Annotated in this window: 9 protein-coding genes, 1 tRNA gene and 1 pseudogene; 5 read left to right on the top strand and 6 right to left on the bottom strand. The window is 40.0% G+C overall.

Annotated features, from left to right (window positions below; all coding sequences use genetic code 11):
• The first annotated feature begins 54 nt into the window (after nt 1–54).
• The 4 genes from ACTB1O_RS03475 to ACTB1O_RS03460 all read left to right on the top strand — a co-directional run bounded on the left by ACTB1O_RS03475 (nt 55) and on the right by ACTB1O_RS03460 (nt 2,692).
• Nucleotides 55–126 (top strand) — tRNA-Thr (locus ACTB1O_RS03475).
• A gap of 63 nt (nt 127–189) precedes the next feature.
• Nucleotides 190–1,422: a tyrosine-type recombinase/integrase gene (locus ACTB1O_RS03470; protein WP_462993750.1), complete on the top strand. Its 1,233-nt coding sequence runs from the start codon at nt 190–192 to the stop codon at nt 1,420–1,422.
• A gap of 306 nt (nt 1,423–1,728) precedes the next feature.
• Nucleotides 1,729–1,977 (top strand): AAA family ATPase, encoded by a 249-nt coding sequence (locus ACTB1O_RS03465; RefSeq protein WP_462993749.1) that lies wholly within the window; start codon nt 1,729–1,731, stop codon nt 1,975–1,977.
• Nucleotides 1,949–2,692, top strand: coding sequence for a Cdc6/Cdc18 family protein (locus tag ACTB1O_RS03460; protein ID WP_462993748.1), 744 nt, complete (start codon nt 1,949–1,951; stop codon nt 2,690–2,692). Before ACTB1O_RS03465 ends, ACTB1O_RS03460 begins: the two co-directional genes overlap by 29 nt.
• A gap of 76 nt (nt 2,693–2,768) precedes the next feature.
• Here ACTB1O_RS03460 and ACTB1O_RS03455 read toward each other — a convergent pair whose 3' ends face one another.
• The 4 genes from ACTB1O_RS03455 to ACTB1O_RS03440 are packed head-to-tail and all read right to left on the bottom strand — an operon-like array spanning nt 2,769 to nt 10,156.
• Nucleotides 2,769–4,781 carry an AIPR family protein gene (locus ACTB1O_RS03455; protein ID WP_462993747.1) on the bottom strand — a complete coding sequence of 671 codons (2,013 nt, stop codon included), beginning with the start codon at nt 4,779–4,781 and terminating at the stop codon, nt 2,769–2,771.
• 2 nt (nt 4,782–4,783) lie between these two features.
• Entirely contained in the window at nt 4,784–5,800 is a 1,017-nt protein-coding gene (locus ACTB1O_RS03450) for a PD-(D/E)XK motif protein (protein WP_462993746.1), read from the bottom strand.
• Nucleotides 5,790–8,654, bottom strand: a complete 2,865-nt coding sequence (locus ACTB1O_RS03445; RefSeq protein ID WP_462993745.1) for a Z1 domain-containing protein — start codon at nt 8,652–8,654, stop codon at nt 5,790–5,792. The genes ACTB1O_RS03450 and ACTB1O_RS03445 overlap by 11 nt, the downstream gene beginning before the upstream one ends.
• Nucleotides 8,654–10,156 carry an ATP-binding protein gene (locus ACTB1O_RS03440; RefSeq protein WP_462993744.1) on the bottom strand — a complete coding sequence of 501 codons (1,503 nt, stop codon included), beginning with the start codon at nt 10,154–10,156 and terminating at the stop codon, nt 8,654–8,656. Before ACTB1O_RS03440 ends, ACTB1O_RS03445 begins: the two co-directional genes overlap by 1 nt.
• Before the next feature lie 192 nt (nt 10,157–10,348).
• On the opposite strand from ACTB1O_RS03440, the gene ACTB1O_RS03435 reads away from it, so the two are divergent.
• Nucleotides 10,349–10,762 carry a very short patch repair endonuclease gene (locus ACTB1O_RS03435; RefSeq protein ID WP_462993743.1) on the top strand — a complete coding sequence of 138 codons (414 nt, stop codon included), beginning with the start codon at nt 10,349–10,351 and terminating at the stop codon, nt 10,760–10,762.
• Between the two features lie 11 nt (nt 10,763–10,773).
• Here ACTB1O_RS03435 and ACTB1O_RS03430 read toward each other — a convergent pair whose 3' ends face one another.
• Entirely contained in the window at nt 10,774–12,090 is a 1,317-nt protein-coding gene (locus tag ACTB1O_RS03430) for a DNA cytosine methyltransferase (protein WP_462993742.1), read from the bottom strand.
• Between the two features lie 74 nt (nt 12,091–12,164).
• A pseudogene (locus ACTB1O_RS03425) lies at nt 12,165–12,657 on the bottom strand (hypothetical protein); the annotation flags it as partial.

The following is a 12,657-nucleotide window of genomic DNA, read 5'->3' as shown; positions in this document are numbered from 1 at the left end:
TGGCAGATGCAAAACGTCATCTTTTTTATAGTAAACAGCCAACATTAGTAGAGCGCCTCAGTGGCTTAGCGGCATAGCGGCTGATTTGTAATCAGCAGGTCGGGGGTTCAATTCCCTCCTGAGGCTTCCAGACATCATGTCCAATTCCCCCCCATAACTCTTTTATATTCATATTCTGAACTTTCTTTCATGGGAAGTACCACAGCACCCACCCAAACCGACAGTAATTTTCATTACGTCAAGCCAGTCTATGCAGACCGGTCAATTAAACGGGCACTCACAGAAGGCCAGATTCTCCAGTATGACTTAGATCTCATCTATGAATTTATATCCGAGCTTCAGGCATCACAAAACATCGGCCTTGCAAGAACAAACAAAATAATTTATGCTCTCATTACATGGAGACGTTTCATCTGTCCTTACAAAGAGGCAAAAATCTCTGATATCTACAAAGCGATTTCAGATCTCAAAACAGCAAAGAGCAGCAGGGACAGGCCTTACAAGGCCAACACAATTCATGACTACGTCATGTTTCTGAAAAGATTCAGCCTCTGGATGATTGAAAATGGCTATAATGATCTTCCGAAAGAAAAAATAAACAAAATAAAACCGCCAAGCGCAAACTTCAGCACAAAACTTCCTGAACAGATGCTTTCAAAAGAAGAGATAGAGACGCTGCTCTCAGGCTGCACAAATTCAAGAGACCGGGCATTAATCGCACTTCTTTATGAATCAGGATGCAGAATCGGAGAAATCGGCCGGCTCACATGGGGAAGAATACAGTTTGACGAGTATGGAATCATTCTGACAGTTGAAGATACAAAATGCAGTAAGCAGAGATATGTCCGGATAGTTATGTCAAAACCTTACCTTCTGGCATGGCGCCAGGACTATCCCTTTGAACCGAAAGATAACAACCTCGTCTTTATCACTCAGCAAAAAACTCCGTTTAACCACGGCACTGTAATGAAAATCCTTCACACTTTAAGGATAAGAACAGGTATTCAGAAACACATAACACCGCACATCTTCAGGCACAGCAGAATCACACACCTCATCAATGACGGGATGAATGAATCAGTAATAAAGCTCATGATGTGGGGAAACATCAATACACCAATGTTTCAGACATACGCACACCTGACCGGACGTGACATCGACCGTGAGGTTCTCGGAAATTATGGAATCGTTTCAAAAGACGAAAAGGAAACCCATGCACTTGAACCGGTAATGTGTCCAAAGTGCATGACGATTAACCCGCCGAAAGCCGAATTCTGCAACCGCTGCGGACGATCATTCACCGATGAAGCAACAGCAACCATTGAAGAGATGGCAGAAGACATCAGCAAAAATCCCGACCTGCTAAAACAGATGATTGAGAAGATCCTTGAGGAGAAAATGCAGGCAAAAACATCTCTATAATTTTTAAAAAACCCAAACCTAAAGACTTCTTTTTAACCACAGTGCGCCTTTTAACTATCTAACCCGCAAAAATACTGCACACAATAAATCCACCGCGGGCGGTCTGAAAGTAAAACGCCTGCAGGTTTATCTGCTCTTAAAAGTGACCTGAAAATATGAATCAGTTGTTGAAATGGGGAAGAGACACTGTTTCGGGATCTTTCAGCCTTTGAATCTGATTATATTCCTGACCGGTTTTTATTCAGGGAAGAGCAGATAAGAGAGCTTTCATATAATCTGAGACCGGCGCTTAAGGGGTGTTCGCCGGTGAACACAATATGCAGGGGGCTTCCGGGGACGGGGAAAACAACATGTCTCAGAAAACTTTTTTCCGAGGCAGAGATGCACACAAAAAGGCTTGTCACTGTTTATGTAAACTGCCAGATTGAGAGGTCTCCGTTTTCGATTTATTCGAAAGTTTATCGAAAGGTTACCGACACTAAAATTTCACCCGCAGGTTTGTCTTTTGAGAACCTCGTTGCAGCCGTTGCAAAAAAAGATTGCAGAAGAGAATAAAGTTGTTCTTCTCTGCCTTGATGATGTTAATTACATGGGCAGTAAGAGTGCGATGAACACTACACTTTTCACTGCTCTGAGGCTTCATCAGGAATTTGAGGGAGTCAGAATCGGAGTTTTTGCAGTTCTGTCAGATGTTCATAAGAATATTTTAGACGGCCTTAATGCCGGAGTTGTGTCGTCATTCAGACCTTCTGAAGTATATTTCCCGCCTTACTCGGCAGCGGAGATGTACGATATTTATCAGGCCAGAATCCTCCAGGGTGTTTATCCGAATGTTATCTCGGGGGATATCCTTGATCTGATTGTTGACTATTCAATGAAGATAGGAGATCTCCGGGTAGGCCTTGATCTTATTAAGCGGTCTGTGATGATTGCCGAGAATGATGCCAGGACATCTGTTACTGAGGAGGATGTAAGCCGGGCCTTTTCGGTTTCAAAGGATGTTCATGTGAATGAGACTGTCAAGACTTTAAAGAACGGCGAGAGGCAGCTCTTTGAGCTTATAGGAAAGATGACAAAGGAATCTTTAGAGAAGGGAGACGCTGCCGGCGTTACATCAGGACAGGTGCAGCGGCGTGCTAAGGATGAACTGAAAATAGGTTATACCTACTTTTTTGAATATATTAAGAAATTAGAGGAGCTTCGGCTTGTTGATCTTGTGAAGAAGGATGGGGTTCACGGGAGGATGAGTTATGTGGAATTGAGGAGGTAAGGAAAAGTCTTCACAGAAATTCCAATAACAATACATATTTTTATACCTCTTTTTCAGCATATGTTCTGTGAATTTTTTAAATTTTACTTAGAGCATTCTCTTGGGTTTCCGGCTTCTCTGATTCCCTAGACAAATTGGTTTCCGTTGATGTAGCAGTTTTCTGAATATCATCTGAGAGTTCTGATTGTTCATCTCCAGAAGGATGATAAAGGGATTCTAACCATCTTTTTCTATCCTCAACCTCTGTAGGGGATAGATATAGTTGTTGTACGTTTTCTGGTGGTGGGATATGTCGTTCGGTTTTGTCTTTTAGACTGGTCCAGCAACCCTCGTATTTTGGCCATTCTGATTTATTACTGTGTGATACAGGAGGGTGGTGTATATGATATTCAACAACTTTTGAAAGTGATAGGATGTAATCTTCAATTGCGTCATTGAGTTTTGGGTTTTTTCCAGTTGTCTGATCAGCCCATATTTTTATCAGGTTTAAACGACCCTCTGTCAAATATGACATCAGAGATAGTGTGTATACTACGATCTGTCTTTTATATGAGGTCCCGTAATCACTTGTTTTTGCATCCTTTAATCTGAGCGAATCCGTACGTTTAAACAGGATTGCCATGGCTACGAGTTCATGGTAATATCGTTCATCGGGAAAAACAGCAATATTCCCTTCGGGATCCTTCATTAAATCCATAAACTTGACAAAATTTTTTTCTCCCCCTTTTGCCGCATAGTTAGGATATTGATTCCAGGAATTGGCATATAAAGCGAGTTCTAATTTAGTGATCTTCTTATTTGAGGGATATCTGACATCAAAATTAGGTTCACCTCGTTTTTTGACATATATACGTTTTGCCTCCCCATACTTTCCCCTGGTTCTCTCATAAAACCAGAAAGTATCAGAATCCGGAATATTTAATGAACGTGATAACTGTTCAAGTCGTATATGGTATGGAAGGTTAGATGAGAAATCTGCCTTTTTAATCTGATTCTGACTATTGGAATATTCTGCAATTTTCGGATTCAGGATATTAAGGGACTCCTCCTTTTTTGGAACAGTAAGTTTAAACTGGACATATACTCCGGTAAGATCGATCCTGTCTTTCATTGCACTATGCATCGAGGCTGTTGTCTGTCCTCCGTTGACAATTTGTATCCCTGTGATTTTTTCTATCCGGCATTTTCCAGTTTCATCATAATTTATGTCAACCGAATTTGCAGTTGCCGAGATTCCGTTATTATAGGCAAAGAACCGTGTTTTTTCAACAGGGTTTTTTAGGGAGGATCTAATTCCTTTGTTTACTGCACCTTTATTCTGAAGGAAAACACGGATATTACCCTCAAGTAATTTCTCTGTATATTTGTTGTATAGTTTTGCGAGAAGCTGGCCTTCCATGTATCCAAGATATGAATCATATTCAACAGAATCCGGATTTGAAAAAGTTATAGGTATGCATGGAATACTGGCCCCGTCAAACTCATTTACCAGATCAATAGTATTTATCAGAGGTTTTCCCGATTCTGTAGAGTATATTTCAGAACAGAACAGATCATAAGAATTCTCCAGAGTCAAAAGATGAAATTCAGTAATTATTTTATCAGATTTTATAGGAGGAATTTTTTCAGATATATATGGGAAATCTGTTGCAAGGAAATATCTGATAGTCCTTATTTCGGACATGTGCTCAAATATACTCTTGGAGAAGTCATGGAGTTCATTCGCTTCTTCAATATCATAATATTTACCTTCAAATGCGGACTCAATTAACCGCATCGCTGTGTTGAACCGTTCTCTGTTTTTTTTAAGATTATTGTATCCCAGAAAAAATGTATTCTGTCCGTGGAATTCTGAAATAAATATATCTATTCGATCCCAGTCTTCTGTATGGAATGATCCCTGTATTCTGTTATCCTGATAATAATCAGGCTCTGTGTCCCACACCTGATGAATATCATTATACTGCTCGAGAATTTCTTGAAGATAAACAATCTTTGCCGATTCATCTGTTTCTTCAGTAATTTCAGACACCCTGTTAATTAGGGTAGTTCGGAAATCATCAAAACTTAAAGGTATATTTTCAGGCATAATCAGTTCTCATCTCCAAGAAGAGTTTTGAATTTCTCATTTTCAACCTGGTATGAAGACAGGACTTCTGGATCAAGAGTATATTTTACCCCTCCTATTGTTTCTGGAAGATTTCCCTTTATGAGGCGGGGGAAATTTCCTTTTACATGATATATACGTTCCCTTAGAATGGCATAACCTGTTTTTGAATAAATCTCACGGTCTTTGTCAAGGTATCCCATTTCCATTATGAGACGAGACGAAAATTCCAGTGCAGCTTCAGGATTTTCAGAACATAAATCCCTGATCCTGTCCACAACATTATTTAAAGTCAGGCTACTTCCCCCAGTTTCATTAACTTCTGTTAGAAGAAGATAAAGAGCTTTCAGACCTGTTTCGTCAAGCTGGTGTTTATTATTTATGTGAATAACCGGTGTTTCAGCCTTACTGGTCTTAATCTCTATGGCAATACCGGAAGGAAGATGAAAATCCTGAGGATTTTTTTCCGGTCCGTACCATGCCCTAACTGCTTCGGTGACTCCAATTTGTGGTATAAGATATTCCTGAAGAAAATGAAGTTCCCCAAATAATCCTCGTTGTGCAGCCGGTTCCAGAGCATCTGGTTTCATTTTTGCCATAAATTCCTGCCATTTGTTCAGGTGTTCAATAGTTGCATCGAGGAGTTCTTTAGGATCTGCAATCTGATTGATTATTCTGATTAGATCCTGACAGAATGTGACAAAAATATCATTGAAATCAGCCTGGGATATAACGATAGTCAACTCCATAAAAGAAGGAGCATTAGGTGATTTTGAGAGATGTATTTCAAATCCTTTTGCAGTTGGGGGAGGTAATCTGTTAACAGTATTTTCAGGATAGCGTATAAACAGGCCCCACTTGTGCTCATGTGGAATTAATGTGCTGTAAACATAACATGAAGAGACACGGGTTAGTTCTTTATAATACTCAGCATTTGGATTTTCAGGGTGGTTTCGAGCATTTTTTTCGAGCTCTTCCCATGTTGATTTATCACAAATCATTTTCATCTTCCTGACCTATTGCATTAGCAATATATTCTGTGGAGAGAGCTGTATTACTTAATGGAAAACTATAAGCAATTCCAAAGACCGGTTTTTTCTCTTGTGATCTGTTTTTCCAGGTAATCGGGTAAATCAGAAGAAGTCCGTCCGTAACTGGTCTGACCATTCTGATATAGTAACCGCTTGGTTTTCCATAGACGGGCTCGTTTCTAATATGTTTTTTGTTTATACCTGCATTGTAATCATCTCTCATCCGATCAGAAGCAAGATATATCTCACGCTGTGACAGGTCAAGTCCTTCCTCGGAAGCGTCATTCAAAATATTGTTTTTACTGTAGGAATATTCTCCGAGGATTTCTGGATCTGGTATGGTATTTGTTATGGGATCTTTAGAGGGATTACGCATCGTAAGATTAACCGGAAGTCCGCCTATGATTTCTCTCCTTTCAGATTCAGACGATTTATTAATAAGAACAATTGTCCAGTTAGTTAATTCAGGTATTCCCTGATTCTTCTGGGTGTTAATATACTCATAAAGTGGAATGCCCAGTTCCTGCTGCTCAGGGTGGGGGACATAATGTGGCATGTGGTCTAAAATTATATCAGAAGGAATGGATTTCCAGATATAATTTCCATTAACTTTTTCAGGTTTATGCAGATCATTTAATGCAATGATGAAGTTGTCAATGACTGAGAAGTTGGTATTAATAACATCCTGTGACACTTTAAATTTGTAAGTCTGCTGTAGATTTCCCGAGTAGGGGTTTTCCTGTTTTTTCCTTCCTGCACGCATTTTATTCTGTTGAGTAATTCTAAAGCGTGAATCTGTCTGAATAATTTTAAGATTATAATTTTCGGGTGTTCTGCTAACAGCATCCATCCGGATAAACTGATCTCTTAAATTCTTATCAGCAATATTAACCACACGGAATTTCTGAACTATATCGTCTGTAGTATAAACACGGCATAAATCAACATAACCTGGTCTAAATCCGAACCATCTGCCCATCTGGTATAATGTATCGTAAGTCCCTGCTGTCCGGAGGAAATAACTGGTTGTCAGTCCTTCCAGTGTCAGACCCCGTGAAAGTTTGTCTCCTCCAATGGCAATTACATATAACCCTTCAGGATGTTCGGAGTAATCAAGGCTGTCTTTTGCCTGACCATTAATTACCTTAATTTTAATTTTTCTCATTGTAATATCAGCAAGTCTGAGTTTGACAGTATCCCATGAAATCTCCGTACATAATTTATCAGGAATAATTGCCCTAATCTGTGCTGACTTTGGTGCAAATTTCTCAGTCCATAATGTTTTGAATTCATCCAGTGTTTCTTTATCTCCGATTCCCAGAAGTTTCTTAAGTACGTCAATTTCCATATTCACAAGTTTCAGGATACCGCTCTGGACGTCACGTCCGATACCTATAGGAAGCCCCTGGGTTTTGGTATAGCGGGTTACGTGGATAAGCATTGAATTATCAATCCGTTTTTTGCCCTTCTGATTCCTTTCTTCACGCACAGCACAGGCCAGAATAAATGATTTGATTGCCTCTTTAAGAGATGGAGGTAGTTCTTTTGGCTGATATAACGGGTTTTTTCTTTCTTCTAAGGGAATTAGTATATTCTGATCCTCTAACGAAACGTTCTCAATACCGGCAAATGTATTGATAACATCACCTTCAGGTTCATGGCCGAATACCTGTGAGGGACCGAAATACCCCGGTGGTTCCGGCATAGTGATAATGAAATTTCGGGGAAAAAGATCTGCCCCTGCTGCATCGGATCTTGCCTGGGGATCAACAAAAACATTGGCATAAGGAGTCGCGGTATATCCCACATATGCGGATTTCTGAAATTTAACCAGTATCTGGCGGATAAGCCTGTTGATTGTTGAGATGTCCTGTTCCTTCTGCTCTTCCGGTGTCAGGTATTTCTTGGTATTCAGAGAGGCATTATCAGCTTCATCATCAATCAACAGAAGGGGAACATCTGTTACCTTTCCCTCACCCGAATTGTCTTCGGATAAACTGTTTGCCCATAATAGAACATTCTCAAGGATTGAACTATTCTTTTTAACGACAAGACACACGGGTGTTTGGGCAAACATACTGATATTATTAGATGCCGTTTTAAAATCACCGTCCTCAGCACCTGATGTCAAGCAGTTAATTCTCTGAGGGTGATCGATATTATTTAAGCTTTTTAGTTTGGAAGATATCTGACCGACACCTATCGGAATCCGGTTACCTGAACTGGTCTTATATCCAAGGAATCCATCATCTATTCTTTTTTGTGTCTGACTTCTAAGATTGTTGTGAAGACCGGCAAGGACAATAATCAGTCTGTATCCTGCGTCAGTAGCTTTGCATATAAGCCCTGTGTAGTTTGCGGTTTTTCCCGATTGAACATAACCGACAACCATTCCTCTCCTGTCCCATGCACCATGTCGATGTGGGTTTTCCAGTCGAGATAACACATCTTTTGTTACTGTGTCAATATTATCTATGGCATATTGGGATAAGCCGCCTTTAGAAAGATTCAATTTATACCTGTCCCAGTACTTCCATTCATGCTGTTCAATATATTCTTCGTTTAACCAGTGCTCATGTTCTTCATTATTTCCCTCAAAAATCTCCGGATCACCATAATTTCTCCAGGTTATGAAATGCTGTGATAAATCTGTTATAAGAGTTTCCGGATCAACAGTTCCTGGTTTAAGTGAACCTTGTTTTTCATAAACCTCAACCATAAGATTAACCGTATTACTAATGCCGGTCTCTGTAAATGTTCCTCCCTCAAGATTGAGTAAATTATTTACAACATTTGCACGAAACTCATCGTAATCCATGGGCATTATAGTTCCCCTCTGAGGAAATTATCAATAAATTCAGGATATTCTGAAAATGGCTCCATATTGCAGAGCATAGATTTTTTTTCGTCTAGTGACATCTCTGTATTTCTCCAAATTTTAAGACCTGCCATTAAAAGCTGATTAAGTTCGTCTGACCCGGTATCCTCAAATGCTTCCGGGGGGGAATCTGGATCAGCATATTCCTGCATAATAATCCCCTGTGTGGGGACACATTCTTCGATCATCCGGAGAAGGGCATTAATTTCTTCTTTCCCAAACGATTCCGGTTCTGTTTTGAGTTTATCAATCAACGGGTGATGACGGTTAATTTTATATCTAACCTTCCCGTCTCTGTTTTTTGTGGTTGCCCATAGGAATGTGTAATCACCAGGATGTTCTCGTCGTGGGATTTTCCCTTTGTGTAATTTAACACTACGGGCTCTGTCACGGGTATTCCTGGCAATTCTTTTTAGATCCTTACGATAGCGACGGGGTACTTTAACAGCGTTTTTTTTCACATCCAGAGTCCATTCGACATCATTTTTACTGTTATAAACAAGCTTAATTCTTGCCAGATCTGTATCTTTCCCTTTGACAAATCCTGGTTCCAGATCTAGCCAGCTTCCTGCGGTAATCAGACGTTTTTCACGATAAACGTAAAATCCCTGAGCCCTGCTCCACGATTTTAATGGTCCGGCTGACATCTCATATTCACCCTCCGTTATTTTAGATCTATGCGGCAGGACATATGGATAAACGACAATACCTTGTATCTGGAGCTCCTCGGGAAGTGGATCCGAAATAGTCTTCATATAAGGGTCCCAGGCCAGAGCCGGTTGATTATTAGGGGGAATATGAAGTATAAAATCTTCATCAGAAATATACCAGTGAAAAACCATCTCAAGATGTCTGATAATTTTTATTATTTGATTCCCATACCATTCTTTATAGTCTTTAGTTATTTCCGAAGAAGACTTTTGCAGGCCCCTATCAAAATCTTCCCAATAAACAACCGTTCCTTGTTCAAATCTTGCGAGTGATTCGGAGATTTTTGAATAATCGGAGATGGAAACTTTTTTTAATCTCCAGTCTGAAGAATTTTTAGAATATTTTTGAATATAATCCAGGTCCCACTGCCTGATTGAAATTTCGCCTCCCCTTTTTTTGGATGCAAGAGTGATTTTTTTACATAGAGAAATCGATGCGGTTTTTAATCCCAGTCCAAACCTGCCAAGATCTCCGGTTTTTCTTTCATCTTTAACGTCTTTTGAACCAAATTTCATAGCTTCGACAACTTCCGTTTCTGACATCCCCTCACCATTGTCGGAAATCATCATAAAATTCCCCTCGGAATCAGTTTCAAAATAGATATCAGAAGCATTGGCGGAAATACTGTTGTCTATTACATCAGCTACAGCCATTTCAAGAGAATATCCCATTGACCGGAGGGATCCAATTATCACAGCAACATCAGGGTTTACAACATCATAATCGGTATTATCCATACTAAAGAGTCCTAATTTAAGATAATGCTCCTCCTCCTTTATAAACACTTTAGAATTAGATTTTTTAGAAATAAACTGAAATAATTTGTCACGATTCAAGCAACAGCATTGCTGAAAGTTTATCTATTTTTTTTATTCCCATATTATTTTAGCTAGGGTTAATGCTCCTTCATTTCAAATGGAATATCTGAAATGACTGATGTCCTCACCTCGGAGCAGCGGAAAAGAAATATGTCCGCAATAAAGGGCAAAAACACACAACCGGAGATTAAAATCCGGAAAAAACTTTGGGAGACAGGCATTCGGGGATACAGGATTCATTATGATCTGCCCGGAAAACCAGACATCGTTTTTACAAAATACAAAATAGCGATATTCATTGACGGCTGCTACTGGCACAAATGCCCTGAGTGTTTCCGGGAACCAAAAACAAATACGGAATTCTGGATGAAAAAGATAAACGGAAATGTTGAAAGGGATATAAAAATTACAAATGAGCTTGAGGATTCCGGCTGGACTGTTTTAAGATTCTGGGAGCATGAGGTCAGGAAAAATCCTGACTTAATAATTCAAAGAATAACTGACAGTATTAAATCATCATCCTGAAATACGATTACTCAAATTTCAGCCTTTTTTCTTTCTTCAGGGTTATTTCTCTCCCTTTCCGCATCAAGCATTTTTTTAATCTCATCTGCTATTGCCTCTGCCATCAGCGGGGGTACTGCATTTCCTATCTGTGTATATTTTGGCCCCCTGCTCCCCTCAAAGTAATAATCATCCGGAAAAGACTGGAGTCTTGCAACTTCCCTTACAGTAAGTGATCTTGCCTGTTCTATGTCAGGATGAATAAAATAATGGCCGTCTTTTGAGATATGGGCAATTACAGAATGTGAATATCCGCTGCCGTCAACCACCTTGAATCTGTCAAGGAATCCTTCGCGGAATTTGTGGGTCTTTAGTTCATCAGCAAGATCATTATAGTTTAGACGGGAGCCCTTACCTTCATCCCATTTTCTGATGGCTTCGCGATATATCTCACGGTCACGATCATTGTGCGGCCTTGCGAAATGATGCCTTACACCGCCGAAATTTCCCTCAAGCTTATTTTTTTTAAGATATTTTAGAGAGACACCTTTTGGATATGGCAGGAATGAATCATCACCTTCACCGGCCTGAATTTTTGGCAGGTCACTTAGGATGTTCCAGACTGTGTCCTCTGAGGGATTACTTTTAAAATTAGGATAACAGCATTTTTTGCATTTCTTGCTCCATCCAATTAGAATAATTCTTTTCCGGTTCTGAAGGACACCAAAATCAGATGCAATAAGAGTATCTCCGTGTATATTATATCCGGCCTTCTGACATTTTTCAAAAATATCAGAATAAATTGTTCCGTCTTTTGCAGTTCTGATTCTCGGCACATTTTCAAAAACAAAGAAATCCGGTTCGAATGTTTTCAGGAAACTGATATAATGCTCATAAAGAAAGTTTCTCGGGTCGTCCTTTTCTGCCTTATTTTCCTTGCCACGCCTGGCCATGGAATAGGCCTGACAGGGAGGCCCTCCGATTATCACATCAACAGTTTTTGCCCCGTTGTAATTATCACGCAGATAATTTTTTATTCTCTTTTTTATATCGGACTCTGTTTCATCGCTGATTGGTTCTTTTATAATGAGATCTTTACCTGCACCGCAGTCTTTTGCCCGACTGATGAATTCATCCCTGCTGATTTTTCCCTGATAATAATCCCTGTATATTTTTTCATTCTTCTTTGATTTCATCAGTTCGTGATAGATCAGACGTGTTTCAAGGGTTTTGCAGGCATCCTCATTCATTTCAATATGTCCGGCAAATTCAAATCCCTGCCGTATAAACCCTTCGGTAAGGCCGCCGGCGCCGGAGAACATATCAAGTGCAATATACTTTTCATTCATTATTTTTTGCTGACAAATAATCTGCCGGGAAGGGCTATAAGGATTATTAATTGATCCCGCAATTTTTGAGATGGTCACTGCACCCCCTCCCTCTCATTCTCCTCCCTCAAAAGCCTCCCGTAACACTTCTCACAAATTGCAAGCTTCAGATCACAAGATCTAAACAAAGCCTTCCCCTCATCACAAAGACCACACCGGCCAAGCTCAACACTCACCCTCTCAAAATCCGCTGCACACATAACGCCCGGCAGCGGCAGAGTGAATCCATTTACGCTTGCACTTTTGCACTGGTTTACACTGACTTGCACCGGAGCAGTGCAAACCAACGGCGTGTTTATGCAACTCCGTTCACTATTTCCGGCAGCTTCCGGCTTTTTCTCAACCTTGTTTGCACTGATTTTGGAAACACACAAAGAAGCACCCGGAGACGTTAGTGCAACCGACCTCTTCTCCGTTCCTGAATTTTGGTGCAAACTACTATTATTAGAGAGAAGCTTTTCATCATTTACTAATGGATTGGCTGATGCTTCGCAGATTGCCGGTCTTTTAAGTTGCACTTTGGAAGTG

It is taken from the genome of Methanomicrobium sp. (assembly GCF_055145805.1).
The sequence above is the reverse complement of the archived record's forward strand: the minus strand, read 5'-3'. Positions and strand labels throughout refer to the sequence as shown.